The sequence below is a fragment of the Pseudomonas sp. D1-1 genome, assembly GCF_051132225.1.
Taxonomy (GTDB): Bacteria; Pseudomonadota; Gammaproteobacteria; order Pseudomonadales; family Pseudomonadaceae; genus Aquipseudomonas.
On record NZ_CP071676.1, the window covers coordinates 2,353,682 to 2,379,957 of the forward strand.

General features: G+C 63.6%; 22 protein-coding genes and 1 riboswitch. Of the genes, 18 read left to right on the plus strand and 4 right to left on the minus strand.

What is annotated here, in order from left to right:
- Nucleotides 1-28 precede the first annotated feature (28 nt).
- Nucleotides 29-1,042 (minus strand): aldo/keto reductase, encoded by a 1,014-nt coding sequence (locus J3P86_RS10770; RefSeq protein ID WP_434700180.1) that lies wholly within the window; start codon nucleotides 1,040-1,042, stop codon nucleotides 29-31.
- Nucleotides 1,043-1,240: 198 nt separating this feature from the next.
- Nucleotides 1,241-2,551, minus strand: a complete 1,311-nt coding sequence (locus tag J3P86_RS10775) for an MFS transporter (protein ID WP_434700182.1) — start codon at nucleotides 2,549-2,551, stop codon at nucleotides 1,241-1,243.
- Between the two features lie 190 nt (nucleotides 2,552-2,741).
- Here J3P86_RS10775 and J3P86_RS10780 point away from each other — a divergent pair, with 190 nt between their 5' ends.
- The 17 genes from J3P86_RS10780 (at nucleotide 2,742) to J3P86_RS10860 (ending at nucleotide 21,956) form a co-directional block, all read left to right on the plus strand.
- Nucleotides 2,742-3,866 carry a sugar diacid recognition domain-containing protein gene (locus J3P86_RS10780; RefSeq protein ID WP_434700184.1) on the plus strand — a complete coding sequence of 375 codons (1,125 nt, stop codon included), beginning with the start codon at nucleotides 2,742-2,744 and terminating at the stop codon, nucleotides 3,864-3,866.
- Between the two features lie 290 nt (nucleotides 3,867-4,156).
- On the plus strand, nucleotides 4,157-5,293 hold the full coding sequence (locus J3P86_RS10785) for a glycerate kinase (protein ID WP_434700185.1): 1,137 nt from the start codon (nucleotides 4,157-4,159) through the stop codon (nucleotides 5,291-5,293).
- Nucleotides 5,294-5,372: 79 nt separating this feature from the next.
- A riboswitch (cobalamin riboswitch) is annotated at nucleotides 5,373-5,605 on the plus strand.
- Between the two features lie 99 nt (nucleotides 5,606-5,704).
- Nucleotides 5,705-6,769 (plus strand): cobalamin biosynthesis protein CobW, encoded by a 1,065-nt coding sequence (gene cobW / locus J3P86_RS10790; RefSeq protein ID WP_305495327.1) that lies wholly within the window; start codon nucleotides 5,705-5,707, stop codon nucleotides 6,767-6,769.
- Nucleotides 6,770-6,772: 3 nt separating this feature from the next.
- The gene (gene cobN / locus J3P86_RS10795; protein ID WP_434700186.1) at nucleotides 6,773-10,546 is read left to right on the plus strand and encodes a cobaltochelatase subunit CobN; all 3,774 of its coding nucleotides are present in this window, start codon (nucleotides 6,773-6,775) and stop codon (nucleotides 10,544-10,546) included.
- A gap of 222 nt (nucleotides 10,547-10,768) precedes the next feature.
- Nucleotides 10,769-11,776 (plus strand): ATP-binding protein, encoded by a 1,008-nt coding sequence (locus J3P86_RS10800; protein WP_434624447.1) that lies wholly within the window; start codon nucleotides 10,769-10,771, stop codon nucleotides 11,774-11,776.
- 101 nt (nucleotides 11,777-11,877) lie between these two features.
- Nucleotides 11,878-12,435: a vWA domain-containing protein gene (locus tag J3P86_RS10805; RefSeq protein WP_434624445.1), complete on the plus strand. Its 558-nt coding sequence runs from the start codon at nucleotides 11,878-11,880 to the stop codon at nucleotides 12,433-12,435.
- Between the two features lie 200 nt (nucleotides 12,436-12,635).
- Complete coding sequence (locus J3P86_RS10810; RefSeq protein ID WP_434624443.1) at nucleotides 12,636-14,282, plus strand: phospholipase D-like domain-containing protein; 1,647 nt, start codon at nucleotides 12,636-12,638, stop codon at nucleotides 14,280-14,282.
- Between the two features lie 64 nt (nucleotides 14,283-14,346).
- Nucleotides 14,347-14,595 (plus strand): type II toxin-antitoxin system Phd/YefM family antitoxin, encoded by a 249-nt coding sequence (locus J3P86_RS10815; protein ID WP_434603963.1) that lies wholly within the window; start codon nucleotides 14,347-14,349, stop codon nucleotides 14,593-14,595.
- Nucleotides 14,585-14,866, plus strand: coding sequence for a type II toxin-antitoxin system RelE family toxin (locus J3P86_RS10820; protein ID WP_434624440.1), 282 nt, complete (start codon nucleotides 14,585-14,587; stop codon nucleotides 14,864-14,866). The genes J3P86_RS10815 and J3P86_RS10820 overlap by 11 nt, the downstream gene beginning before the upstream one ends.
- Before the next feature lie 394 nt (nucleotides 14,867-15,260).
- Entirely contained in the window at nucleotides 15,261-16,109 is an 849-nt protein-coding gene (locus J3P86_RS10825; protein WP_434700187.1) for a transporter substrate-binding domain-containing protein, read from the plus strand.
- A gap of 54 nt (nucleotides 16,110-16,163) precedes the next feature.
- Complete coding sequence (locus J3P86_RS10830) at nucleotides 16,164-16,826, plus strand: amino acid ABC transporter permease (RefSeq protein WP_434603967.1); 663 nt, start codon at nucleotides 16,164-16,166, stop codon at nucleotides 16,824-16,826.
- Between the two features lie 9 nt (nucleotides 16,827-16,835).
- Nucleotides 16,836-17,498, plus strand: coding sequence for an amino acid ABC transporter permease (locus tag J3P86_RS10835; RefSeq protein WP_434700188.1), 663 nt, complete (start codon nucleotides 16,836-16,838; stop codon nucleotides 17,496-17,498).
- Nucleotides 17,495-18,283: an amino acid ABC transporter ATP-binding protein gene (locus tag J3P86_RS10840; protein WP_305495315.1), complete on the plus strand. Its 789-nt coding sequence runs from the start codon at nucleotides 17,495-17,497 to the stop codon at nucleotides 18,281-18,283. The genes J3P86_RS10835 and J3P86_RS10840 overlap by 4 nt, the downstream gene beginning before the upstream one ends.
- Before the next feature lie 23 nt (nucleotides 18,284-18,306).
- Nucleotides 18,307-18,693: a RidA family protein gene (locus J3P86_RS10845; protein ID WP_434624437.1), complete on the plus strand. Its 387-nt coding sequence runs from the start codon at nucleotides 18,307-18,309 to the stop codon at nucleotides 18,691-18,693.
- A 198-nt stretch (nucleotides 18,694-18,891) separates the two neighbouring features.
- On the plus strand, nucleotides 18,892-19,656 hold the full coding sequence (locus tag J3P86_RS10850; RefSeq protein ID WP_434700189.1) for an IclR family transcriptional regulator: 765 nt from the start codon (nucleotides 18,892-18,894) through the stop codon (nucleotides 19,654-19,656).
- 29 nt (nucleotides 19,657-19,685) lie between these two features.
- Nucleotides 19,686-20,903, plus strand: coding sequence for an amino acid deaminase (locus tag J3P86_RS10855; protein WP_434700190.1), 1,218 nt, complete (start codon nucleotides 19,686-19,688; stop codon nucleotides 20,901-20,903).
- A gap of 138 nt (nucleotides 20,904-21,041) precedes the next feature.
- On the plus strand, nucleotides 21,042-21,956 hold the full coding sequence (locus J3P86_RS10860) for a sugar kinase (RefSeq protein ID WP_434700192.1): 915 nt from the start codon (nucleotides 21,042-21,044) through the stop codon (nucleotides 21,954-21,956).
- Nucleotides 21,957-22,074: 118 nt separating this feature from the next.
- Here the strand turns inward: J3P86_RS10860 and J3P86_RS10865 are convergent, their stop codons facing one another.
- Together J3P86_RS10865 and J3P86_RS10870 are read right to left on the minus strand one after the other, a co-directional pair.
- Nucleotides 22,075-22,350, minus strand: coding sequence for a peptidylprolyl isomerase (locus J3P86_RS10865; RefSeq protein WP_019690952.1), 276 nt, complete (start codon nucleotides 22,348-22,350; stop codon nucleotides 22,075-22,077).
- Nucleotides 22,351-22,398: 48 nt separating this feature from the next.
- Nucleotides 22,399-24,936, minus strand: coding sequence for a PAS domain S-box protein (locus J3P86_RS10870; RefSeq protein WP_434624429.1), 2,538 nt, complete (start codon nucleotides 24,934-24,936; stop codon nucleotides 22,399-22,401).
- Nucleotides 24,937-25,070: 134 nt separating this feature from the next.
- On the opposite strand from J3P86_RS10870, the gene J3P86_RS10875 reads away from it, so the two are divergent.
- On the plus strand, nucleotides 25,071-26,186 hold the full coding sequence (locus J3P86_RS10875) for a PilT/PilU family type 4a pilus ATPase (RefSeq protein ID WP_434700194.1): 1,116 nt from the start codon (nucleotides 25,071-25,073) through the stop codon (nucleotides 26,184-26,186).
- Nucleotides 26,187-26,276: the final 90 nt, after the last annotated feature.

Here is a 26,276-nt window from a genome sequence, read left to right on the forward strand (position 1 = left end):
CCCTCGCCACGGGGTCATGCGTTGAATATTACGACGTATGCGGCACGCGGCCCGACACGAAATGACTGATGTCGTTGAAGCCCGGCGTCGAAGCATGCCCCGGTGTCACCAGCGAATCGATGAACGCTTCGTCATCCGCGGTGATCCGCACCGCTTGCGCCCTGGTGTACGCGTCCCATTGTTCTTCGGTGCGCGGTCCGACGATCGCCGACGTGACGGCACGGTTGTTCAGCACCCAGGCAATGGCGAACTCGACAATGCCGACGCCGCGATCCCGGGTGTATTGCTGGATCTGCTGGGCAATGCGCAAGGATTCGACCCGCCATTCGGTTTCCAGGATGCGCTTGTCCTGGCGTCCGGCGCGGCTGTTGGCATCCGGTGCCACATCGGGTGCGTACTTGCCGCTGAGCACACCTCGGGCGAGGGGGCTGTAGGGCACCACGCCGAGGCCGTAGTTCTGCGCGGCGGTGATCTGTTCGGTTTCCGCCTGGCGGTTGACGATGTTGTACAGCGGCTGGCTGATCACCGGCCGATCGACGCCCAGGCTGTCGGCGATGCGGATCACTTCGGCGATGCGCCAGGCGCGGTAATTCGACAGGCCCCAGTAGCGGATCTTGCCCTGGCGAATCAAGTCGCCGATGGCCGACACCGTGACCTGCAATGGCGTGTTGTGGTCTTCGCGGTGCAGGTAGTAGATGTCCAGGTAATCGGTGCCCAGGCGCGTCAGGCTGGCCTCGATGCCGTTGAAGATATGCTTGCGGCTCAAGCCGCTGCGGTTGGGCACACCGTCCGGCGGGCCGAAGCCGACCTTGGTGGCGAGCACCCACTCGTGGCGCCGGCTGGCAATCGCCTCGCCGACGATTTCTTCGGAACGGCCGTTGGTGTAGACGTCGGCCGTGTCGATGAAATTGATGCCCTGGTCCCAGGCCTTGTCGATGATCCGCAGCGAATCCTCGGTGCTGGTCTGTTCACCGAACATCATCGTGCCCAGGGTCAGCGTCGAGACTTGCAACCCGGAATGGCCCAGCGTGCGGTAGCTCATGGACAAGATCCTTTTATCGATGGGAAAGGTCCCATCAAATACCAGAACCGCCGTGTGGATCCAACCGTTTTATCCAAACGGCACAAATCAACTGTGGGAGCGAGCTTGCTCGCGATGGCGGCGTATCAATCGACAAAAATGTTGCCTGACACTTCGCTATCGCGAGCAAGCTCGCTCCCACAAGGGGCCAGAGGGGTATCAGCCCCGCAGGGTGCGCGTCATGCGCAACGCCAGCAGGCTGCCGCAGACAATCACTGCCGCCAGCACATAGAGCGCCGCATCGGTCGAGCCGGTGGCGTCCTTGACCCAGCCCACCAGGTACGGACTGAGGAAGCCGGCCATCTGGCCCATGGAATTGATCAGCGCCAGCCCGCCGGCCGCCGCCCCCGCGCTGAGCAGGGCGGTGGGCACCGGCCAGAACATCGGCAGGCCGGTGAGGGCGCCCATGGTGGCGATGGTCAGGCCGAGGATGGCGATGGCCGGCGTAGTGGCGAAATTGACGGCGATCAGCAGCCCGACCGCACCCATCAGCATCGGCACGACCAGATGCCAGCGGCGCTCCTTGCGCAGGTCTGCCGAGCGGCCCACCAGCAGCATGAACACCGCCGCCAGCAGATAGGGGATCGCACTCAGCCAGCCGATCACCAGGTTATCGCTGAAACCCAGGTTCTTGATGATCGACGGCAGCCAGAAGTTGATCGCGTACACGCCGCTCTGGATGCAGAAGTACACCAGGCCGAAGGCCCAGATCGCCGGGTTCTTGAATACGGCTGCCAGGGAATCGGTGGTGGTCTTCGGCTTGTTGGCCAGGTCTTCGGCATGGTCGGCGGTGAGCACGGCGCGCTCATGGTCGGTCAGCCATTTGGCATTGGCGAAGGTGTCGCTGAGCAGGAAGAACGCCAGAGCCCCGAGGATCACCGTCGGCACGCCTTGCAGCAGGAACATCCACTGCCAGCCCGCCAGGCCACCCTGGCCAGCGGCGAAATGGTTGAGGATCCAGCCGGAAAACGGGCTGCCGAGCAGGCCCGACACCGGGATGGCCGACATGAACAGCGCCATGATCCGGCCGCGACGGAACGTCGGGAACCACTGCGAGAGGTACAGCACCACGCCAGGGAAGAACCCGGCCTCGGCTGCACCGGTGAACAGCCGCAAGGTATAGAACCCGGTCGGGGTGGTGACGAACAGCAGGCAGGTCGACAGCGTGCCCCAGGTGATCATCATCAGCGCGATCCAGCGCCGCGGGCCGAATTTTGTCAGTGCCAGGTTGCTCGGCACGCCACACAGCACGTAGCCGATGAAGAAGATCCCGGCACCAAGGCCGTACACGGTTTCGCTGAATTTCAGCGCATCGAGCATCTGCAACTTGGCGAAGCCAACGTTGACCCGGTCCAGGTAGTTGAACAGGTAGCAGATGAAGATGAAGGGGATCAAGCGCAGGGTGATGCGCTTGTAGACGGTATTTTTTTCGTCGGGGGTAGCCAGGAGGGCTGCTGCGCTCTGGGACATGGCGGGTCTCTCTTTATTATGATTTTGGCGTGCCAAGGGGTAACGTTGACCGCCCCTTGAGTCTCGGCCAGCCTGAGGGCCCGTGTCTTTGTGCCGGGGCACAGGGTTTGGGCGCGGACCCTGTGCGGCTGACCAATCGCGCTGAAGCATTACGCCCAGTAACAAGAACCCTGCCCACAAGGAGTCGCCCATGTTCGAACTCGATCACGACCTGGCCCAGGACATCGTCGACCGGGCGATGGCGATTCTGCCCTATAACGTCAACGTCATGGACAACCAGGGCCTGATCCTCGCCAGCGGCGAGCGTGAGCGCATCAATACCCGTCACGAGGGTGCGCAGTTGGTCCTGGCGAATGGGCGGGTGGTGGAAATCGACGAGCACACCGCCGTGCACCTCAAGGGCGTGCAGCCAGGAATCAACCTGCCGTTGATGCTCGACCAGCGGCTGATCGGCGTGCTTGGCATCACCGGCGAACCCGCGCACTTGCGCACCTACGCCGAGCTGGTGCGCATGACCGCCGAAATGCTGCTCGCCCAGCGCAACCAGCAGGCCGAGCAGCAATGGCGGCGCCAGCGTTGCGATGATTTACTGGCGCTGCTGCTGGGTGATGCCGGGGATTCGCCACGGTTGCTCGACGAAGCCCTGCAGATGGGCCTCAAGCCGCAGCTGTCGCGGGTGCCATACCTGTTTGAATTGGGCCAGGAGCATGGGCCCGGGCAAACGGTCGAGGCGCTGAGCGCGTGGCTGATGTCGCGCTACCCGGACAGCTGGTGCCTGACCTCATCCAAATCTTCTTTGCTCTGGTGCCGGCCGGTTACGGCTTCGGTGGAGAACGAGCGCTTGCTCGGCAAGCTCGACGGGCTGGGCTGGAACATCCTCAGGGTGGCGGTGGGCGGTCAGGCCGAGGGTCTGACCGGCCTGCGCCGTTGCTACCGGCGTGTGGCGGACTTGCTCGCTTACGGCCGTGATGTCCTGCCGCAGTCGCGCCTGTTGATCCTCAATCGTTATCGCCTGCCGGTGCTGCTCTGGCGCCATCGCAGCGACGATGCGCTGGACGAGTTGCTGACACCGCTGCGCAAGGTGATCGCCAAGGACAACAACGGACAACTCCTGGCCACCCTGCGCAGCTGGTGCGAATACGACGGCCAGAGCCAGGCCTGCGCCGACGCCCTGGGCATCCACCGCAACAGCCTGCGCTATCGCATGGAACGCATCGCCGAGCTCAGCGGCGTGGACCCGCTGCGGCTGGATGGGATGCTGGCGTTGTACCTGGGGGTGCAACTGTTGCCGCACGATCAAAACCTCCCCTCATGACCTGTGGGAGCGAGCTTGCTCGCGATGACGGCATCCGCTTCAAAAAACTGCAAGCTGACACACCGCTATCGCGAGCAAGCTCGCTCCCACATTGGATCTGCTGCGCTCGCGATTTTTGTTTTCAGCACGGATCCGTTGTGGGAGCGAGCCTGCTCGCGAAGAGGCCAGCAATGCCGAACCGCCATTTTTGTGAAATTGACCAATAATGCCCAAGGAGTTTTGTGCGGCGGACCGGCGTCAGGGCTGCGGTCAGCTGGCAGCATGCTGTGCATCGGAACCGGAGAACAAAAATGAAAATAATCATCGCCCCCGACTCGTTCAAGGACAGTCTCAGCGCCCAGGGCGTGGCGGACGCGATTGCCCAGGGGTTGGCCGAGGTCTGGCCGGATGCGCAGTTGATCAAATGCCCGATGGCCGACGGCGGGGAAGGGACGGTGGAGTCGGTGCTGGCGGCGTGCAACGGCCAATGGCGTCGCGCCCTGGTTCGCGGGCCCTTGGGCGCCGCTGTCGAGGCCCGCTGGGGCTGGCTGCCCGACAGCGGCACCGCGATCATCGAGATGGCTGAGGCCAGCGGCCTGCAACTGGTGCCTCCGGGACAGCGCGACGCGTGCTGCAGCAGCACCTTCGGCACCGGCGAACTGATTCGCGCCGCCCTCGATGAGGGGGCCCAGCGCGTGATCCTGGCGATCGGCGGCAGTGCCACCAACGACGGCGGTGCCGGGGCGCTGCAGGCTCTGGGCGTGGCGCTGCTGGACGCAAAGGGCCAATCGCTGCCGCCCGGCGGCCTGGCCCTGGGCAAACTGGCGCGCATTGACCTGAGCGAGTTGGACCCGCGCCTGGCCGGGGTGCGTTTCGAAATCGCTGCCGACGTCGATAACCCCTTGTGCGGGCCCCATGGCGCTTCAGCGGTGTTCGGCCCGCAGAAGGGCGCTTCTGCCGAGCAGGTGCAGCAACTGGATCGCGCGCTGGGGCATTTCGCCGAGCACTGCGCCCAGGCGTTGCACCGGGACGTGCGCGATGAACCGGGCAGTGGCGCCGCCGGAGGCCTGGGATTCGCGGCCAAGGCCTTTCTCCAGGCCCGGTTTCGCACCGGCGTGGAAGTCGTTGCGCAATTGACCGGCCTGGCCGAGGCGATCAACGGGGCCGATCTGGTCATCACCGGCGAAGGCCGTTTCGATGCGCAGACCCTGCGCGGCAAGACGCCTTTTGGCGTGGCCCGCATTGCCCGACACCAAGGTGTACCGGTAGTGGTCATTGCCGGCACGCTGGGGGAGGGTTATCAGGCGCTGTATGAGCATGGCATCGATGCCGCCTTTGCCCTGGCGAACGGGCCGATGACACTTCAAGAGGCCTGCACCGATGCGCCACGCCTGTTGGCCGAGCGCGCGCGGGATATCGCCCGGCTCTGGCGCGTGGCGGCCCGCTAGATCGGCCGTGCCGGTGCCGACGATGAGGCACCGGCCCCGGAGTTTGCCTCAGGGACATTGACCCGCCCGCGCACCCTGCGTAGCCTTGCGCCTTCGAGGTTCTTTGGCGTACGCCGAAGCTAAGAAGGGAACGCGGTCCAAGCCGCGGCTGCCCCCGCAACTGTGAACGGTGCTGTTTCTGCAAGGCCACTGTGCATGCCCTTTTTTCAACGGGCGCACGGGAAGGCGCAGCAAATTGTCGGTCCAGGCTTTGTATGAAGCGTGGACCGGCCCGCCGTCAGCCAGGAGACCTGCCTCGACAACAGATTCTCACTACAACCGGGCGGGGTGATCCGGTGGCGAAATCTTCCGCGCGCGTCTGTGCCAGCGGTTGTCGTCCCGTTTGCCCGCCACCTTGCCAAAGGGCATCCGATGAAAACACTGGCCAAACTCCCCGTCACCATCGTCACCGGTTTCCTCGGCTCGGGTAAGACCACCTTGCTGCGGCACATGCTCGACAACGCCCAGGGCCGGCGCATCGCGGTGATCGTCAACGAATTCGGCGAGCTCGGTATCGACGGTGAGATTCTCAAACAGTGCTCCATCGGTTGCACCGAAGAAGAAGCCAACGGCCGGGTCTACGAATTGGCCAACGGTTGCCTGTGCTGCACCGTGCAGGAAGAGTTTTTTCCGGTGATGCGCGAACTGGTGGCCCGTCGCGGCGACCTCGACCACATCCTCATCGAAACCTCTGGCCTGGCCCTGCCCAAGCCCTTGGTCCAGGCCTTCCAGTGGCCGGAAATCCGCAGCGCCTGCACGGTCGATGCGGTGATTACCGTGGTCGACAGCCCGGCCGTGGCCGCCGGTACTTTTGCCGCGTTCCCCGACCAGGTCGATGCCCAGCGCAAACTGGACCCGAACCTGGATCACGAATCGCCGCTGCACGAGCTGTTCGCCGATCAACTGGCGAGCGCCGACCTGGTGATCCTCAACAAGGCCGACCTGATCAGCCCTGAAGACCTGGCAAAAGTCCGCCTGGAAGTCGCCGAAGAATTGCCGCCAGCGGTCAAGGTCATCGAAGCCAGCAGCGGTCGCCTGCCGCTGGACGTGCTGATTGGTCTGGGCGCGGGCTCCGAAGAGCACATCGACAGCCGCCACAGCCACCACGACCATCACCATGACGGTGATGATGACGACCACGATCATGACGCCTTCGACTCGATCTCCCTCGAACTGCCCCAGGCCGATGAAAGCCTGCTGCTGGACGCGCTGACGCAACTGGTGATCCAGCATGACGTGCTGCGGGTCAAGGGTTTCGCGGCGATCCCGAACAAGCCGATGCGCTTGTTGATCCAGGGCGTCGGCACGCGCTTCGACAAACACTTCGACCGCCAGTGGGGCGCCGACGAAGCGCGGGTGACGCGGCTGGTGCTGATCGGCCAGGCGCTGGATGCCGGGCTGCTTGAAGCGCAGCTGCGCGCCGCCCTCAGCGTCTAAGCCATGCACCTGCTCAGGACCCAGCCCGGCGGTTTTGTGTCGGATGACAACATCGCCGACCTCGGACAAACCCCCGCCGAGCTGGTAATCCTGTGCAGCGGCGATTCCAGCCTGGCGCTGCTGGCCGAAGCGGCGCGGCAATTACCGGACGACTACCCGCAGTTTCGCCTCGCCAACCCGATGCAGGTGCAGAACCACGCGTCGGTGGACCTGTATGTCGACGACGTACTGCGCCACGCCAAGGTCATCCTGTTGTCGCTGCACGGTGGCATCGGCTATTGGCGCTACGGCATCGAGCGCCTGATGGAACTGGCCGCGCGCGGCGTGAAGCTGATCCTGGTGCCGGGGAATGATCGCCCCGACCCGGAGCTCAGCGACCTGAGCAACGTAGCGTTGGAGGATCGCGACCGGCTCTGGCAGTTCTTGCGCCAAGGCGGATTGGCCAACGCCCTGAACCTGTTCCATCACCTGGGCAGCCAATGGTTTGCGCGCGATTATCCGTGGGCCGAACCGCAGCCCTTGCCGCGCACAGCGATCTACCACCCCGAACAAACCCACGCGACCCTCGATCATTGGCAAACCGACTGGCGCGCCGACGAACCGGTGGCGGCGGTGTTGTTCTATCGTTCACACCTGCAAGCGGCGAACACTGCTTTCATCGACGTATTCTGCCAGCGCCTGCAAGCGGCGGGGCTCAATCCGCTGCCGATTGCCGTGGCCAGCCTCAAGGAACCCGGTTGTCTGGCACAGGTGGAAGATTGGTTGGACGAGGCAGCGGCGGGGGTGATTCTAAACACCACCGGCTTCGCCCAATCCAGCCCTGAAGCACCGCATCTGCGGCCGTTTCGCCGCGACATCCCGGTGATCCAGGCGATCTGCGCGCAGGACAATGAGCCCGGCTGGCGCGCCAGCGAACAAGGCCTGGGGCCACGCGACCTGGCGATGCACATCGCCCTGCCGGAACTGGATGGACGGATCATCAGCCGGCCTATCAGTTTCAAGGACCTGGCCTGGCGCAGCGAGCGCAGCCAGAGCGATGTGGTCTGCTACCGGGCGGTGCCCGAGCGCATGGATTTCGTTGCCGAGCTAGCCCGGCGCTGGACGGCGCTGGCGCGTCTGCCCAGCCGCGAAAAGCGCGTGGCGCTGATCCTCGCCAACTACCCGACTCGTGATGGGCGCATCGGCAACGGTGTCGGCCTGGACACGCCGGCGGCGGCGCTGAATATCCTCCGCGCCCTGCAGGCCGAGGGCTATCCGCTGTCGGCCGAGCTGCCGGCCAGCGGCACCGCGTTGATCCAGCAATTGCTCGGCGGCGTCAGCAACGATCTCGACAGCCTGGATTTGCGCCCGTGTCATCAAAGCCTGGCCCTGGACGCCTATCAAGCCATGTTCGACGCGCTACCCGAGGCCAACCGCGACGCGGTATTGGCCCGTTGGGGCGCGCCCGAGCAGGACCCGATGTTCCGTCAAGGTCGGCTGATGGTCGCCGGGTTGCGCCTGGGCCTGACGTTTATCGGCATCCAGCCGGCGCGCGGGTATCAGCTTGACCCGAGCGCGGTCTACCACGACCCGGACCTGGTGCCGCCCCACGGTTATCTGGCGTTCTACTTCTGGTTGCGCCACACCTACGGCGCCCATGCTGTTATTCACGTCGGCAAGCACGGCAACCTCGAATGGCTGCCGGGCAAGGGCGTCGGGCTCTCGGAAAATTGCTGGCCGGATGCGCTGCTCGGACCGCTGCCGAACATCTACCCGTTCATCGTCAATGACCCGGGCGAGGGCGCCCAGGCCAAGCGACGCACACAGGCGGTAATCATCGATCACTTGATGCCGCCGCTGACCCGGGCCGAAACCTACGGGCCGCTGCGCAACCTCGAACTGCTCGCGGACGAATACTACGAGGCGCAACTGCTCGACCCGCGCCGCGCCCGGGAGCTGCAACGGGATATTCTCAACCTGGTGCGCGAGACCCACATCGACCGCGAACTGCAACTCGACGCCGCCCTCGACAGCGACGCCGACGCGGCGATCTGGCTGCCACGCCTGGACACCTACCTGTGCGACCTGAAGGAGTCGCAGATTCGCGACGGCCTGCATATCTTCGGCGAGTCGCCTGGCGGACGGTTGCGTATCGATACCTTGCTGGCGTTGCTGCGCATTCCCCGTGGCGACGGCAAGGGTGCGCAGTCGAGCCTGTTGCGGGCCCTGGCGAAGGCGTTCGGGTTGGGGTTCGATCCGCTCGATTGTGCCTTGGCCGAGCCATGGACCGGGCCGCGGCCCGAGGCCCTGGGCGAGGTCAGCGCCGAGCCTTGGCGCAGCGTCGGCGACACCCGCGAGCGCCTGGAGCTGTTCGCCGCGCGGTTGATCGAACGGGCCCTGGAAGGTCCGGTCAAGCAGCTCGACGCGCCGGGCTGGGACGCGGTGGGGTGCATCATCGAACACCTGCGCGGCGTCGTCGCGCCGCGCCTGGACGCCTGTGGTCCGGCGGAAATGCGCGGCTTGCTTGATGCCCTGGGTGGACGCTTCGTGCCGGCCGGCCCCAGCGGTGCGCCGAGTCGTGGACGCCTGGATGTGCTGCCGACCGGACGCAATTTTTTCTCCGTCGATGTGCGCAACCTGCCCACCACCACGGCGTGGCGCATCGGCTTCCAATCGGCCAACCTGATCCTCGAACGGCACTTGCAGGACCATGGCGATCATCTGCGCCAGCTCGGTCTGTCGGTGTGGGGCACCGCGACCATGCGCACCGGTGGTGATGACATTGCCCAGGCCATGGCGCTGATGGGCGTGCGCCCGGTGTGGGCCACGGGCAGCCAGCGCGTCGACGATTTCGAAATCCTGCCGTTGAGCCTGCTGGACCGGCCCCGGGTCGATGTGACGCTGCGGGTCTCGGGGTTCTTCCGGGACGCCTTCGCCAACCTGATCCGCCTGTTCGATGCGGCGGTGCAGGCCGTTGCGGCCCTTGATGAGCCGGACGACATGAACCCGCTGGCGGCGAAAGTCCGCAGCGAATGCGAAGCCTTGCGGCAAACCGGGCTGCCGTTGGAAGACGCGACGCGCCAGGCCGGCTGGCGGATCTTCGGCGCCAAGCCCGGCGCTTATGGCGCGGGCGTGCAGGGCGCTGTTGACGGACGTCTCTGGCAGAGCCGCGAGGACCTGGCCGAGGTGTACCTCAACTGGGGCGGCTACGCCTACGGCGCCAGTGATGAAGGCACCGCCGCGCGGGCTCAGTTCAGCCGGCGCCTGAGCCAGGTGCAAGCGGTGTTGCAGAACCAGGACAACCGCGAGCACGACCTGCTCGATTCCAACGATTACTACCAGTTCCAGGGCGGCATGCTCGCCGCCGTCGAAACCTTGAGTGGCGAAGCCGCTGCCAGCTACCACGGCGACCACAGCCAGCCGGACTTGCCGAAAATCCGCACCCTGAAGGAAGAGCTCAACCGGGTCATCCGATCCCGCGCGGCCAATCCGAAGTGGATCGACGGCGTCAAGCGCCATGGTTACAAGGGCGCGTTCGAACTGGCGGCGACGGTGGACAACCTGTTTGCCTTCGACGCTACCACGCAGCTGATCGATGATCACCAGTACGCCTTGCTGGCCGATGCCTACCTGCTCGATCCGGATACCCGGGACTTCGTCCGCCAGCACAACCCCGACGCCCTGCGGGACATGACCGAGCGAATGCTCGAAGCCCAGCAGCGGGGGATGTGGCAGGAACCGGGCGACTATCGCGAGGCGCTGGAGAATCTGTTGCTGGATGTCGAAGAAGATGGCTGACTATTCAATTTTTTTGGCAGCTCCTTTGTGACAGGGGAGTTATCTGTGGCGAGGGGATTTATCCCCGCTGGGCTGCGAAGCAGCCCCAATTTCCCTTCATACAGCTGACACACCGAGGCGGCTGATAGAAGAGGGTCGCTTCGCAACCCAACGGGGATAAATCCCCTCGCCACAAAATACTGTTTTGCCTGAACTTCACCGATCATCCATGAGACATTCAACATGACCGACACCGCCCATTTTCCCCTCTCCGCCGTGGTCGGCGCCGATGCGCTGAAACTGGCCCTGTGCCTGGCGGCGATCGATCCGAAGATCGGCGGTGTGCTGATCGAAGGTCCACGGGGGATGGCCAAGTCCACGCTGGCCCGGGGCCTGGCGGATCTGCTGGCAAGCGGTCAGTTCGTGACCTTGCCACTGGGCGCCACCGAAGAGCGGCTGGTGGGCACTCTCGATCTGAATGCCGCACTTGGGGAAGGGCGCGCGCAATTTTCCCCCGGCGTGCTGGCCAAGGCCGACGGTGGCGTGCTGTATGTCGATGAGGTGAACCTGTTGCCGGATCACCTGGTGGACCTGCTGTTGGACGTCGCCGCCAGCGGCACCAACCTGATCGAGCGCGACGGCATTTCCCACCGGCATCCGGCGCGTTTCGTGCTGATCGGCACCATGAACCCGGAAGAGGGCGAACTGCGTCCGCAATTGCTCGATCGTTTCGGCCTGAACGTGGCGCTTGATGGCCACACGGCGCCTGCCGAGCGCGGGCAGATCATTCGGCGGCGGCTGGATTTCGACAGCGATCCGGCGGCGTTCTGCGCCGAGTGGGAAACCGCCCAACGACAGTTGCGTGAGCGCTGCCAACAGGCGCGCGTGCGGTTGGCCGGGATCCCATTGGATGACATGGCGCTGGAGCAGATTACCGAGCGTTGTTTCGCCGCTGGGGTCGATGGCTTGCGCGCCGACCTCGTCTGGTTGCGGGCCGCCCGTGCTCATGCCGCCTGGCGTGGCGCGGACGCCATCGCAGCCGAAGACATCGACGCCGTCGCCGAGTTTGCCTTGCGCCATCGGCGCCGCGACCCTGCGTCCCCGGCCCCCGCGCCGTCCCAGGCACCGTCGCCGAGCCGGAATGAAGCGAGCGAGTCCGGCGAAGGCCAGGGCCAATGGGGTGACCTGCCGGCCCGGGCGCTGCCGAGCGGTGCCCGGCGTGACGTGCCGAGCTGGCCAAAAAAGTCCTAGGCATTCGCTCCCGGTCGTCCGCGGGGGCGAATGCCAGACCCCGTCCGGGACGGCTCGACCAGGGCCGCCAAGGCCACGGCAAAGCGGCCGCCAGCGGCGCGGTGGATTGGCCGGGCACGTTGCTCAAGGGACGTCCACGCCTGCTGGCGGATTTGCGTTTCAAATGGCGGCAGCGTTCAGCCCATGAGCTGTGGCTGGTGATCGTCGATGCGTCGGCCTCGACCCGTCGCCATCGCGCCTTGAGTGACGGCAAGGGCCTGCTGGCCCAACTGTTCGATGACGCCTACCGACAACGTGCACGGTTGGCGCTGTTGACCGCCAGCGGCACCGCGCCGAGGTGGCAAGTGCAGGGGCTCAAGGCCTCCATTGGCCTGGACGCTTGGCTCGACGCGCTGGGCGCCGGCGGCGGCACGCCGTTGCTGGCGGCGCTGGACGAGGCGCAGCGCTGGCTCATGGTTCGGCGCAAACGCTATCCGGCGGAGCAGCAGCGGGTGTTGCTGATGACCGATGGACGAGTCAAGGACGGGCTGGGCGTGCCGCCTCTCGAATGCCCGTGCCTGTTGATAGACATCGAGCGCGGCCCGATTCGCCTGGGTAGGGCAAGGCAACTGGCGGAGCAGTTGGGCGCTGAGTATCGGCATATCGATGAAGCGCACTGACTGAACTTTGCGGTGTAACGACAGGCCCCTTCGCGAGCAGGCTCGCTCCCACAGGGTGACGGTGTTTGCATTGGTTATGTGCCCACAGCGAAACCAATGTGGGAGCGAGCCTGCTCGCGAAGGCATCACCTCGGTCCAGGACCTCTATGTTCAATCTGCATCACTGCTCTATGCTCAGGCAGTCTCCACAGGAGTGAACCATGCGCGTACTGGTCACCAACGCGAAGGACGATTTCCGGGTCAAGGCCTATGCCGGCACCAACGGCGTGTTGCTCGCCATGGACCTGGCCGAGCCCCGGCGCAAGGGGCTGCTGGGTTTTGCCATCGAGAAGCAGCAGGGCGCCAAGCCCTGGCTGTTCCTGTTCAACAGCCTGACGTTCCCCGACAAGGCCCACATCTTTCCCCAGTTCCATGCCACGCCCAGCGACAAGGCGCCCTTGCAGAAATTTCGCTGGGCCGATTACGCCGTCAACCCTGGCGTGACGATTCATTATCGCGTGCACCTGGCCTACGGCAGCGCCGATGCGCCGCAACTGGGCGAATCCCTCGAAGTGAGCGTGACCAGCGATGACGGCCAGCCGGCCAACCAGCGGGTCATCTTCAATCGCGCGGTGGCCGCCAGCCAGGCGTTCCAGCGCAAGTTTCCCGAACTGGACGCACTCATTGACGCCAACAAGAACCTGTCCATCGACGACTGGCCCGACGCGCCGCGGCGCTGGCTGGAAAACGGCTTGCTGGGACGCCTCACCGGCTTCATCGATCGGGCGCTCGATGCCAGCTGGGCGCTGGACGTCGCCATTTATGAGTACGAATTACCGGTGATCGTCGATGCGGTGAACGCTGCCCATGCCCGTGGTGCACGGGTCAGGGTGCTGTACCACGCCGAACCGGGGGATGACGGTACGCTGCGCAACGAAGCCAGCCTGGAAAAACTGCCAGCGGCGAACAAGCGTGGGCGGGTCACCCACAATATCTTCCACGACAAGTTCATCGTGCTGAGCAAAGTCGAAGGGAACGCGTCGCTGAAACCCGAGGCGGTGCTGTGCGGCAGTACCAATTTCACCGCCAACGGCATCTACCGCCAGGCCAATGTCATTCATGTGCTGGACGACCCGCGCATCAGCGCCAGTTACCTTCAGGTGTTCGAGCAGATCTGGGCCACACCGGAGGATGTCGATGCCACGCGCCAATGGCTGACCCGCAACAACCCCATGGATGCAGACGAGAAACTGTTTGCCGGTTTCTCGCCGCGTACCGGGCACGGCGATCTGGATCGCTTCGTCGACATCATCGACGGTGCGCGCAAGGACCTGCTGTTCGTCACGGCGTTTGCCTTGCCCGACCGGATCCTCGATGCCTTGCTCGGCCAGCCCAATGACGACGTGCTGCGCTACGGCCTGCAAAATACCACCAGCCGCATCAGCGGTTTTCACGCCGACCGCACTGCCGAATTCGCCGCCACCGCGCTGCTCAATACTGGCCTGGAAGGTTGGCTCAGGGAAAACATGAAAGGTCAGAAAGGCAACCTGCTGGTGCATACCAAAGCGGTGGTCACCGATTTCACCAGCGATGCGCCGACCATCATCAGCGGCAGCCATAATCTCAGCATCGCGGCGAGCAACGGCAACGACGAGAACTATCTCATCATCCAGGGCGACACCGACCTGGCCGACCGCTACGGGCTCGAACTGCTGCGTTTCTACGAGCATTACCGCTTTCGTTACTTCGCGAAAAAACTCGCCCTCAAGCAGGTCAAGCCGCTGGCGGTGGATGACAGCTGGAGCGACGATTATTACCGCGAGGGGGATTTGCGAATGTTGTCCAGGGTGAGGTTTTGCGGGCGTTGAGCAGTAGCGAGAGCCGGTTTGGAGTGCTATTTTTAGCACCATTAAAAGTGCTCGAGGATATCTCATGACCCATATCGTGCTTTCTCAAGTGGTAGCCAGCATCTCCGAACTCAAGAAAAACCCCATGGGCACCGTTGCTGCAGGCGGAGGATTATCTGTAGCGATCCTCAACCGTAACGAGCCGGCTTTTTACTGTGTCCCTGCCAAAGAGTATGAAGCCATGATGGAGCGGCTTGAGGACATCGAGCTGGTTGCCCTTTGCCGCGAGCGGGAGAATGACCCAACGATTAAGGTTTCTCTTGATGACCTATGAGTTGGAATTTTCTGATAAGGCATTAAAAGAGTGGAAAAAACTGGGAGCAACGTTAAGAGCTCAGTTCAAGAAAAAGCTGGAGGAGCGGCTGGGCAATCCGCATGTCCAGGCGGACCGGCTCCATGGGCTGGAAGATGCCTATAAAATCAAGCTGCGCAGCGCGGGCTATCGATTGGTTTATCGCGTGATAGATGATCGGTTGGTCGTTACGGTGATTGCGGTGGGCAAGCGCGAGCGTGGCCAGGTTTATGACGAGGCTGCCAAGCGGTAAATCGTCTGGTTACCTCCATGGAATAGACCAACTCCTTCCCAAGGCGCCGCGAATCCAAGTGGGAGCGAGCCTGCTCGCGAAAGCGTCAGGTCAGTCGGCATTGTTGTCGGCTGAAACACCGCCATCGCGAGCAGGCTCGCTCCCACAGGGCTAGCCACCCGCAGCGGCACCGATTTGGGGCCTCGCTACCCGCATCCGTGGCCAACGGTAGCAACCACGCAGCGACCCGCCGGGGTGCCCTCAGGCGTTGTATTTTTCCATCTCGCTGATTTTCCTCACATTCCATTTTTCCCACCCATGCACATCAAGCCTGTGGCACACTTTCTGCTGTCTATTCCGTTGTTACATACCATGTTCCGTTATAGCGGAATAAACTCATCCTGGAGTGCTTGCCATGCAATGCCGACCTTCCTTGTTCAAAGCGTGTGTTTTTCTCTTCGCGGCCACGACGGCTGCCATGGGTGTCGCTCAGGCGGCCGACAGCAAGCTGGACAGCGTGCTGCAACGCGGGAAATTGATCGTGGGCACGGGCAGCACCAATGCGCCGTGGCACTTCCAGGGAGCGGATGGCAAGTTGCAGGGGTTCGATATCGATATCGCGCGGATCGTCGCCAAGGGTTTGTTCAATGACCCGGAAAAAGTCGAATTCGTGGTGCAGTCTTCCGATGCAAGGATTCCCAACCTGCTGACCGACAAGGTCGACATGAGCTGCCAGTTCATTACGGTCACCGCCAGCCGAGCCCAACAGGTGGCATTTACCTTGCCGTACTACCGCGAAGGGGTAGGCCTGCTACTGCCGGCCAACAGCAAGTTCAAGGAAATCGAAGACCTCAAGGCTGCCGGCGATGACGTCACCGTGGCGGTGCTGCAGAACGTCTACGCCGAAGAGCTGGTGCACCAGGCGCTGCCCCAGGCCAAGGTCGACCAGTACGACAGCGTCGACCTGATGTATCAGGCGGTGAACTCCGGCCGTGCCGCTGCCGCTGCCACCGACCAGTCCTCGGTCAAATACCTGATGGTGCAGAACCCCGGTCGCTACCGCAGCCCGGCCTACGCCTGGAGTCCGCAAACCTACGCTTGCGCGGTCAAGCGCGGCGACCAGGACTGGTTGAACTTCGTCAACACTGCGCTGCATGAAGCCATGACCGGTGTGGAATTCCCGACCTATGCCGCATCGTTCAAACAGTGGTTCGGCGTCGAGCTGCCATCGCCGGCCATCGGTTTCCCCGTTGAATACAAATGACCCAGTGAGCCCGGGGCGCCGCCGTTGGGCGCCCCGTCGAAGGTACTGCCGACCATGAATTATCAGTTGAACTTTGCCGCCGTCTGGCGCGATTTCGACACGCTGCTGGCGGGGCTTGGCCTGGGGCTTTCCCTCGCGCTGGTGTCGATCGCGATCGGTTGTGTGATCGGCCTGCTGCTGGCGTTCGCGCTGTTGAGCAAGCACCGCGCACTGCGGTTGTTGGCCTCGGTGTATGTCACGGTGATCCGCAATACACCGATCCTGGTGCTGATCCTGCTGATCTACTTCGCCTTGCCGAGCCTGGGTATTCGCCTGGACAAGCTGCCGTCGTTCGTCATCACGCTTTCGCTGTACGCCGGGGCCTACCTCACCGAAGTGTTCCGTGGCGGCCTGGTGAGTATTCACAAAGGGCAGCGGGAAGCAGGTCTGGCGATCGGCCTGGGCGAATGGCAGGTAAAGGCCTACGTCACCGTGCCGGTGATGCTGCGCAACGTGCTGCCGGCGTTGTCCAACAACTTCATTTCGCTGTTCAAGGACACCTCGCTGGCGGCGGCGATTGCCGTGCCGGAGCTGACCTACTATGCCCGCAAGATCAACGTGGAAAGCTACCGGGTAATTGAAACCTGGCTGGTCACCACGGCCCTGTATGTCGCGGCCTGTTACCTCATTGCCATGTTGCTGCGTTACTTCGAGCAGCGCCTGGCGATCCGCCGTTAGGAGCGTTCCATGTACCAATCCCCTAGTTGGTTGCAGGAGTTGTGGGTCGCCCGGGAGACTTTGTGGGCCGGTTTCCTGACCAGCGCGCAATGTTCGGCCCTGGCGATTGTGTTGGGCACCTTGATCGGTGTCGTCGCCGGGTTGGCGCTGACTTATGGCCGGGTCTGGATGCGCGCGCCGTTTCGTTTCTACGTCGACCTGATTCGCGGCACGCCGGTGTTCGTGCTGGTACTGGCCTGCTTCTACATGGCCCCGGCCCTGGGTTGGCAGATCGGTGCGTTCGAGGCTGGCGTCCTCGGATTGACGCTGTTCTGCGGCTCCCACGTGGCCGAGATCGTGCGCGGTGCGTTGCAGGCTCTGCCCCGCGGGCAGATGGAAGCGAGCCAGGCCATCGGCCTGACATTCTTCCAGTCGCTCGCTTATGTGCTGCTGCCCCAGGCCTTGCGGCAGATCCTGCCGACCTGGGTGAATTCCTCCACCGAGATCGTCAAGGCCTCGACCCTGCTGTCGGTGATCGGTGTCGCCGAACTGCTGCTCAGCACCCAGCAGATCATCGCCCGGACCTTCATGACCCTGGAGTTCTACCTGTTCGCCGGTTTTCTCTTTTTCATCATCAACTACGCCATCGAATTGCTCGGGCGGCACATTGAAAAGCGGGTGGCCTTGCCATGACTGACGTTTCCCTTTCAAACGCGCAACCGCTGCTGGACATCCGCGGCCTGCGCAAACAATACGGCCCGCTGGAAGTGCTCAAGGGCGTGGACCTGAGCATGCAGCGTGGCAACGTGGTGACGCTGATCGGCTCCAGTGGCTCGGGCAAGACCACGCTGCTGCGTTGCGTCAACATGCTCGAAGAGTTCCAGGGCGGGCGGATCGTGCTCGACGGCGAGTCCATCGGCTATGACGAGGTGGACGGCAAGCGCGTGCGTCACGCCGAAAAAGTCATCGCCCGGCACCGGGCCATGACCGGGATGGCCTTCCAGCAATTCAACCTGTTCCCGCATCTGAGCGCTTTACAGAACGTCACCCTGGGCCTGCTCAAGGTGAAAAAACTGCCGAAGGACGAAGCGGTGGCCCTGGCCGAGAAATGGCTGCAGCGGGTCGGCCTGCTGGAACGGCGCGATCACTTTCCCGGTCAGTTGTCCGGCGGCCAGCAGCAGCGCGTGGCGATTGCCCGGGCGATCGCGATGAACCCCAGCCTGATGTTGTTCGACGAAGTGACCTCGGCCCTGGATCCGGAGCTGGTCGGCGAGGTGCTGAACGTGATCAAGGGCCTGGCCGAAGACGGCATGACCATGCTGCTGGTGACCCACGAGATGCGCTTTGCCTTCGAGGTTTCCGACAAGATCGTTTTCATGAACCAGGGCCGCATCGAAGAGCAGGGGCCGCCGAAGGAATTGTTCGAGCGCCCTCAATCGCCGCGCCTGGCGGAATTTCTCAAGAACACCCGTTTTTAAGTCCATCCAATAAGGAGTAACTCATGAGCATTACGCGCTATGGCACCGGCAGCACCGCGGGCGGCGGACAGCCGCGGCCCTTCGCTCGCGCCGTGGAGGCCGATGGCTGGTTGCACGTGTCCGGCCAGGTGCCCGCGGTGAACGGCGAGATTGTCGCTGGCGGCATCGTCGAGCAGACGCACCAGACCATGAAGAACCTGATCGCCATTCTCGAAGAGGCCGGCTATGGCCTGGAAGATGTTGTGCGTTGCGGCGTCTGGCTGGATGACCCGCGGGATTTCTGGAGTTTCAACAAGGTCTTCGGCGAATACTTCAGCCCCGAACACGCCCCGGCCCGGGCCTGTGTGCAGGCGAGCATGATGGTTGACTGCAAGGTCGAGATCGATTGCATCGCCTACAAGAAAAAGTGACACCTGTGGCGAGGGGATTTATCCCCGCTGGACTGCGGAGCAGTCCCCAACAAGCCACTGTGGGGTATCAGGTTGGGCTGCGATCAAGGTCATTGGGGCTGCTTCGCAGCCCAGCGGGGATAAATCCCCTCGCCACAAGGAGCGGTGGACAGCTTGCAGTCTGGGTACACTCGCGGCAATTGAATAGGAACCAACGAAATGACCGAAGACACCATCAAACGCCGGGCCCGGGGATTGGATCGGGCGTTCGATATCCTCGATTTCCTCAAGGAAATCGGCCAGCCGCTGCGCCCGAACGATATTGCCAGCGGCATCGGCAGCCCCAAGTCCACGGTCTACGAACTGGTGGCGTCGCTGCTCGAGCGGCGCATTCTCGAGCCGGTCGGCAAGGATGGTCACGTCTACCTGGGGCGGCAGTTGTATTTTCTCGGGCAGGCGCACCTGCGGCATTTCGACCTCAGCCGCGAGGCCGACCAGGCCTTGCAGGAGATCGTCCGCCAGACCCGCGAAACCGCGCAGATGTGCCTGCTCAACGGGCGCAAATACACCGTCGCGCTGATGAAGGAAGGCGAGCGGCATTTTCGTATTTCCTCGGACATCGGTGAGAACGCGCCGATCCCCTGGACCGCGTCCGGGCGCCTGCTGCTGGCGCATCTGAGCGACCAGCAGATCGTCGACCTGATCGACCCCGACGACTTCATCCTGCCGGGCGGCGAGCGTTTGCCCCTGGAGCAGTTTCTCAAGGAAATCCGCCAGGCCGGTGCCGATGGATTTTTCTCCTTCGACAGTGTGGCCGACACCTTCACGCATTGCTTCGCCGCGCCGGTCAAAGACCCCAGTGGCGTGGCCATCGCGACGCTGTGCATCGTCGCCCCGAGGGCTGACGCCAAGAACAATTATGCCGACTACCGCCGGGTGCTGATCGAGAGCGCCAACAACCTGGCCCGTCGCATCAACGAATAGACAGCCGCGGCTGTATGAGGAGTTCGAACATGTCTTCTGCCATTGATAACGCCGGTGTCGAAAAGGGCGCCGCTTCCCTGGGCGCCCATCTGCTGCGCGATGTCAGCCTGCCGGCCCTGGTACTGCATCGCGAGGCGCTGGAGCACAACATCCGCTGGATGCAGAAGTTCGTCAGCGACAGCGGCGCCGAGCTGGCGCCCCACGGCAAGACCAGCATGACCCCGACGCTGTTTCGTCGCCAGCTTGAGGCCGGTGCCTGGGGCCTGACCCTGGCCACCGCAGTGCAGACCCGCGCCGCCTACGCCCATGGCGTGCGCCGGGTGCTGATGGCCAATCAATTGGTAGGCCGGCCGAACATGGCGCTGATCGCCGATCTGCTGGCCGACCCGGCGTTCGAATTCCATTGCCTGGTGGATCATCCGGACAACGTCGCCGAACTGGGGGCTTATTTCGCCACGCACGGCGCACGGTTGAACGTGATGATCGAGTACGGCGTGGTCGGCGGTCGTTGTGGTTGCAGGACCGAAGCCGAGGTACTTGCGCTGGCCGAGGCCATCGGTGCGCAACCGGCGTTGGCCTTGACCGGTATCGAAGGTTACGAAGGGGTGATCCACGGCGATCACGCCATCAGCGGCATCCGGGCGTTCGCCGGGTCCCTCGTTGGGCTGGCGATGCAGTTGCAGGACAGCGGCACGTTTGCCAACGACAAACCCATCATCACCGCCTCGGGTTCGGCCTGGTACGACCTGATCGCAGAATCCTTCGAGGCACGCAATGCCCACGGGCGCTTCCTCAGCGTGTTGCGACCCGGCAGTTATGTGGCCCACGACCATGGCATCTACAAGGAGGCGCAATGCTGTGTGCTGGAGCGCCGCAGTGACCTGCACGAAGGCTTGCGTCCAGCGCTGGAAGTCTGGGCTCACGTGCAATCGCTGCCGGAGCCGGGCTTTGCGGTAATTGCCCTGGGCAAGCGCGACGTGGCCTACGACGCCGGGTTGCCGGTGCCGCTCAAGCGCTACACGCCGGGTTCGGAATCGGCGACGGGGGACGACGTCAGCGGCTGCAAGGTGACCGCGGTGATGGACCAGCATGCGTTCATGAGCGTGGCGCCGGGCGTTGAACTGCGGGTGGGCGACATCATTGCGTTCGGCACGTCCCATCCGTGCCTGACGTTCGACAAGTGGCGGGTGGGGTGTCTGGTAGATGAGGGGTTGCGGGTGGTCGAGAGCATGGAGACTTGTTTTTAAGAGTTGAGACCGAGTCGCGGCCTTCGCGAGCAGGCTCGCTCCCACAATTGGATCGCGGGTGACCAAGCGATCACTTGTGGGAGCGAGCCTGCTCGCGAAAGCGGCCCGCAACACACCGCTGAAATATCAGGATAACTCATGAGCAACACCAGACCCCGCATCGCCCTCATCGGCGAATGCATGATCGAACTGCAACACCGCGCCGACGGCAGCCTGCAGCAAAGCTTCGGCGGCGATACGCTGAACGCCGCGGTCTACCTGGCCCGGGCGTTGGGCGACAACGGCGCTGTGGATTACGTCACCGCGCTGGGCGACGACAGTTTCAGCGATGCCATGTGCCAGGGCTGGGCCGCTGAAAACATTGGTTTGGGCATGGTCCAGCGCTTGCCCGGGCGCCTGCCGGGTCTGTATTGCATCCAGACCGACGCGACGGGCGAGCGCCGCTTCCTGTACTGGCGCAACGAGGCGGCGGTGCGTGATTGCTTCACCTCGCCAGCCGCCGCGCCGATTCTCGCAGCGTTGGCCGACTACGATGTGCTGTATTTCAGCGGCGTGACCCTGGCGGTGATTGGCGAGCAGGGCCGGCGCAAACTCATCGACGCGCTGGTCGAGGCGCGTCGGCGCGGGGCCCAGGTGGTGTTCGACAACAACTACCGGCCGAGGCTCTGGGCCTCGGTCGAGGCGGCCCGTGCGGCTTATCGCAGCGTGCTGCCCTACGTCGAGCTGGCGTTGTTGACCGTGGACGACGAACAGGCGCTGTTCGGCCATGCCGACAGCGAGGCGGTGTTCGCTGCCTATGCACAATTGGGAACGCCTGAAGTGGTGCTCAAGCGCGGCGCCGAGGCTTGTCTGATTCGTTGCGACGGCCGGTCATATGAGGTGCCTGCCCTGCGGGTCGAGCGGGTGGTGGACACGACGGCGGCGGGAGACTCGTTCAGCGCCGCCTACCTGGCGAGCCGCTTGCTCGGCGGCAGCCCGGCGGAAGCCGCCGAGGCCGGGCATTTGCTGGCAAGCCGGGTGATCCAGGTGCCGGGGGCGTTGATACCGAGATGAGATGGCGGTACAGAACCTGTGGGAGCGAGCCTGCTCGCGAAGGCGTCGGGTCAGTCTGCATCAATGTTGACTGGTACGTCGCCTTCGCGAGCAGGCTCGCTCCCACAGAGGCATCGCTTCAGTCGCGGTAAAACACCTGCACCAGGTGATAGCCGAACTTGCTCTTGATCGGTCCGTGCACCACCCGCAGCGGTTTCTTGAAAATCACCGCATCGATCGCGCCGACCATCTGCCCAGGACGTACCTCACCCAGATCCCCGCCGCGCTTGCCGGAGGGGCAGGTGGAGTACTTTTTTGCCAACACGTCAAACGCTTCGCCCTTGGCGATGCGTTGCTTGAGCTGTTCGGCTTCTTCGGCGGTTTTCACCAGGATATGGCGGGCTTGGGCTTTCATTGCAGCGGTGACCTGAGCGGTGCGAAAGGGCGGCGATTATGCCTCAAGTCAGCTGCCATGGTTGATCATCGTCCGGATCTTGTTGGCCAGGAGATCGAGGGTGAACGGCTTGGCAACCATGTCCATGCCTTGCTCGAGGAACCCCTGGCGCTCGGTGGCTTTCTGCGCATAACCGGTCATGAACAGGACTTTCAAATCAGGCCGGTGCTGACGGGCGATTTCAGCCAGCTGCCGGCCGTTCATGCCCGGCAGGCCGACATCGGTCACCAGCAGGTCGATGCGCTGCCCGGATTCCAGCAACAGCAGAGCCTGCCGGCCGTCCTCGGCTTCGAGGGCGGTGTAGCCCAAGGTGGCCAGCAGGTCGAGCACGAGCATGCGCACCGCCGGTTCGTCTTCGACCAGCAACACGGTTTCCCCGGCAATGGCCGGCGGCGCGTCCGTGGCCGCCGGCGCTGCGGGTTGTTCGGTCGCGGCAACGCGCAGCCGCGGCAAGTACAACTGCACTCGCGTGCCCTGGCCTGGCACGCTGTCCAGGCTCAGGTGTCCGCCGGACTGCTGGGCAAAGCCGTAGATCATCGAAAGACCGAGGCCGGTGCCCTGGCCGATGGGTTTGGTGGTGAAGAACGGATCGAAGGCCTTGGCCAGCACGGCGGGAGTCATGCCGCTGCCGTTGTCGCGCACGGCGATCATCACGTAATCCCCGGCCTTGACCGGTTCCAGCGTGCTGATGTCGCTGCCGTCGAGGTAGACGTTGGCGGTTTCGATGGTCAACTCGCCGCCGTCGGGCATCGCGTCCCTGGCGTTGATCACCAGGTTGAGCAGGGCGTTTTCCAGTTGGCTGGCATCGGTACTGACCGGCCACAGCTCACCGGCCAGTTCAAGCCGCAGCACGATGTGATCGCCGGTGGTACGGCTCAACAGGTCTTCGAGAGAGCGCACCAGGCCATTGGCGTCCAAGGGTTTGCGGTCCAGCGACTGGCGCCGGGAAAAGGCCAGCAGGCGATGGGTCAGGGCCGCGGCACGGTTGGCCGAGGAGATGGCCGCTTCGGTAAACCGGCCTATCTCGGCGGCGCGGCCCGAGGCGATGTAGCGCTGCATCAGGTCCAGGCTGCCGAGAATGCCGGTGAGCATGTTATTGAAGTCATGGGCAATGCCGCCGGTGAGCTGGCCCACCGCTTCCATTTTCTGCGCATGGCGCAGCGCTTCTTCGGCGCGTTCGCGCTCGAACATCTCGCTTTGCAGGCGATGGTTGGCCTCGGCCAGTTGCTGGGTGCGGGCGATTACCCGTTCCTCCAGCGTTTCGTTGAGATTACGCAGCGCTTCTTCGGTTTTCTTGCGCTCGGTTTCGTCGATCACGAAGATGTAGAAGCCGTTCACCGCGCCGTCACTGCCATGGCGTGGCAGGTAGTTGATCAATGCATGCCGTGGCCGGCCATCGCGATGGGCTGACTGCACGGTGAAACTGCACGGCTTGCCCGCCAGGGCGCCGGCGATCTGTTCGGCGCGCGCCGCGTACGCTTCGTCGCCGATGACCTCGCGAATGGTCTTGCCGTACAGCTCCTGCGGGGTCAGCCCGTACCAGTTCAGGTAGGCGCTGTTGTTCAGGCGGAAACGCTCTTCGCGATCGACATAGCTGATCAGCACCGGCATGGCGTTGATGATCAGTTGCAGCTCGGTCTGGCTCTGGCGCAGGGCGTGCTCGGTGCGCTTGCGCTCGGTCAGGTCCAGCGCCGCGCCAAGGAAGCGCTTGGGCCGGCCGTGGCGATCCTTGTAGCAGCGCCCGCGCACGAATACCCAGCGCAGTTCACCGTCGGGCTGCAGCAGCCGGTACTCCTCGGCATATTCGGTGCCGTGGGTGATGCAATGCTTGATGCTGCGCGCGACCATCGCCCGGTCTTCGGGGTGCACGCCTTCCAGGTACGCGCTGATCGGCAGTTGCCGCGACAGGCTCGGATCGACGCCATGCAGCAGGGCGAAATGCGCATCGGCGATGAAGCGGTCTTCGCTGATGTCCCAGTCCCAGGTCCCCAGCGCATCGGTGGCCGCCAGCGCCAGTTGCAAGCGCTCCTCGCTTTCCTGCTGAGCCTTGAGGCTGGCCTCGGAACGCCGCTCGAATTCCTGGGCCAGCCGGCGTCTTTCGCTGGTCTCGATGGCCGTGACCAGGATGCCGGCAACACTGGCGCTTTCGTCGTGTATCGGGCTGTAGGTCAGGTCGAGCCACACGTCACAGAGGCGGCCACTGAAGGGCATGCGCCACCGTTTGTCGCGGCAGGCGTACATGCGCCCTTGCAACACGCTGTGATAAATCCCCTCGGTCTCGCCCCGAAGTTCAGGCCAGGCCGTGTGGGTGGGCTGGCCGAAGGCCCTGGGGTGCTTGTCGCCGACCAGCCGGGCATAGGCGTCGTTGTACAGATGGGTCAGCTGCGGCCCCCACAGCACGGCCATCGGCATGGGCGAGTGGAGCATGATGTCCACGGCGGTGCGCAGGCTCTGTGGCCAGGTATCGATGGCGCCCAAGGGGCTGGCGGTCCAGTCCTGACGGGCGATCAATTGCTGTGTGTCGCTGCCGGCGGGTATTGCATTCATCACGGGAGTTCCTGGATGTTCATATCGATGCGGCGGCTTCTACTATCCTCTGGAGAAGGTAAGCGCGGGTTGATCTGAAGTTTTTCTGGCTCGGGTCAACGTGTCCATTGAAGTTTGCGGAAGTTTTTCAGGCCATGGAAATTGATCCCTTGTTACGCATCCTGGCAAGCCAGGATGGTTCCGACCTCTACATGTCCACCGGTGCACCGCCCTGCGCGCGTTTTGAAGGTGTGCTCAAGCCGCTGAGCAACCAGGCGTTCAAGGTCGGCGAGGTCGCCGGGCTCGCCGAGTCATTGATGGACGCCGAACAGCGCCTTGAGTTCGATCGGGAACTGGAAATGAACCTGGCGATTTCCCTGGCCGGTGTCGGGCGGTTCCGGGTCAACATCTTCAAACAGCGCAACGACGTGTCCATGGTGATACGCAACGTCAAGCTGGACATCCCGCGCTTCGAAGACCTGAAGCTGCCCAAGGTGCTGCTGGAAACCATCATGCAGAAGCAGGGGCTGATGTTGTTCGTCGGTGCGACGGGCTCGGGCAAGTCGACCTCCCTGGCGGCGCTGATCGATTACCGCAACCGCAACAGCAGCGGCCACATCATCACCATCGAGGACCCGGTGGAGTATATCCATCGGCATAAGAAATCGATCGTCAACCAGCGCGAAGTCGGGGTGGATACGCGCAGTTTTCATGCCGCGCTCAAGAATACCTTGCGCCAGGCGCCGGACGTGGTGCTGATCGGCGAAATCCGCGACCGGGAAACCATGGAGCATGCCCTGGCCTTCGCCGACACCGGCCATCTGGTGATTTCCACCCTGCATGCCCACAACGCCAACCAGGCCCTGGACCGGGTGATCAATTTTTTCCCGGAAGAACGCCGGGCGCAACTGCTGCACGACTTGGGCAACAACCTCAAGGCGTTTGTTTCCCAGCGCCTGGTGCGCACTCGCGGCGGTCAGCGGCGGGCGGCGGTGGAGGTGATGCTGGGCTCGCCGACGGTGGCCGACCTGATCCGGCGCAACGAGCTGGGCGAGCTCAAGGGCATCATGGAAAAGTCCGAGGAACTGGGCATGCAGACGTTCGACCAGGCATTGTTCAACCTGGTGGTCGAAGGCGCCATCGATGAGGAAGAAGCGCTGAAAAACGCCGATTCGGCGAACAACTTGCGTTTGCGCTTGAAGCTGCATGCGGAGACGGGGGCCGCGCCGCCGGCCGATCCGCCGGCGGGGGAGTGGGGACTGATGGATTGAGGTGACCCGTTGTGGCGAGGGGATTTATCCCCGCTGGGGCGCGTAGCGGCCCGAAACCAGCCACCTCGATATGTCAGACGTCAGCATGGG

Excerpts from the sequence above, each read along its gene's own strand:
- J3P86_RS10845 (WP_434624437.1), top strand. The coding sequence starts at position 18,307 with ATGAGCATTACGCGCTATGGCACCGGCAGCACCGCGGGCGGCGGACAG.
- J3P86_RS10785 (WP_434700185.1), top strand. The coding sequence starts at position 4,157 with ATGAAAATAATCATCGCCCCCGACTCGTTCAAGGACAGTCTCAGCGCC.
- cobW (WP_305495327.1), top strand. The coding sequence starts at position 5,705 with ATGAAAACACTGGCCAAACTCCCCGTCACCATCGTCACCGGTTTCCTC.
- J3P86_RS10810 (WP_434624443.1), top strand. The coding sequence starts at position 12,636 with ATGCGCGTACTGGTCACCAACGCGAAGGACGATTTCCGGGTCAAGGCC.
- J3P86_RS10835 (WP_434700188.1), top strand. The coding sequence starts at position 16,836 with ATGTACCAATCCCCTAGTTGGTTGCAGGAGTTGTGGGTCGCCCGGGAG.
- J3P86_RS10865 (WP_019690952.1), bottom strand. The coding sequence starts at position 22,350 with ATGAAAGCCCAAGCCCGCCATATCCTGGTGAAAACCGCCGAAGAAGCC.
- J3P86_RS10775 (WP_434700182.1), bottom strand. The coding sequence starts at position 2,551 with ATGTCCCAGAGCGCAGCAGCCCTCCTGGCTACCCCCGACGAAAAAAAT.
- J3P86_RS10860 (WP_434700192.1), top strand. The coding sequence starts at position 21,042 with ATGAGCAACACCAGACCCCGCATCGCCCTCATCGGCGAATGCATGATC.
- J3P86_RS10820 (WP_434624440.1), top strand. The coding sequence starts at position 14,585 with ATGACCTATGAGTTGGAATTTTCTGATAAGGCATTAAAAGAGTGGAAA.
- J3P86_RS10800 (WP_434624447.1), top strand. The coding sequence starts at position 10,769 with ATGACCGACACCGCCCATTTTCCCCTCTCCGCCGTGGTCGGCGCCGAT.
- J3P86_RS10825 (WP_434700187.1), top strand. The coding sequence starts at position 15,261 with ATGCAATGCCGACCTTCCTTGTTCAAAGCGTGTGTTTTTCTCTTCGCG.
- cobN (WP_434700186.1), top strand. The coding sequence starts at position 6,773 with ATGCACCTGCTCAGGACCCAGCCCGGCGGTTTTGTGTCGGATGACAAC.
- J3P86_RS10770 (WP_434700180.1), bottom strand. The coding sequence starts at position 1,042 with ATGAGCTACCGCACGCTGGGCCATTCCGGGTTGCAAGTCTCGACGCTG.
- J3P86_RS10870 (WP_434624429.1), bottom strand. The coding sequence starts at position 24,936 with ATGAATGCAATACCCGCCGGCAGCGACACACAGCAATTGATCGCCCGT.
- J3P86_RS10855 (WP_434700190.1), top strand. The coding sequence starts at position 19,686 with ATGTCTTCTGCCATTGATAACGCCGGTGTCGAAAAGGGCGCCGCTTCC.
- J3P86_RS10780 (WP_434700184.1), top strand. The coding sequence starts at position 2,742 with ATGTTCGAACTCGATCACGACCTGGCCCAGGACATCGTCGACCGGGCG.
- J3P86_RS10875 (WP_434700194.1), top strand. The coding sequence starts at position 25,071 with ATGGAAATTGATCCCTTGTTACGCATCCTGGCAAGCCAGGATGGTTCC.
- J3P86_RS10815 (WP_434603963.1), top strand. The coding sequence starts at position 14,347 with ATGACCCATATCGTGCTTTCTCAAGTGGTAGCCAGCATCTCCGAACTC.
- J3P86_RS10830 (WP_434603967.1), top strand. The coding sequence starts at position 16,164 with ATGAATTATCAGTTGAACTTTGCCGCCGTCTGGCGCGATTTCGACACG.
- J3P86_RS10850 (WP_434700189.1), top strand. The coding sequence starts at position 18,892 with ATGACCGAAGACACCATCAAACGCCGGGCCCGGGGATTGGATCGGGCG.
- J3P86_RS10840 (WP_305495315.1), top strand. The coding sequence starts at position 17,495 with ATGACTGACGTTTCCCTTTCAAACGCGCAACCGCTGCTGGACATCCGC.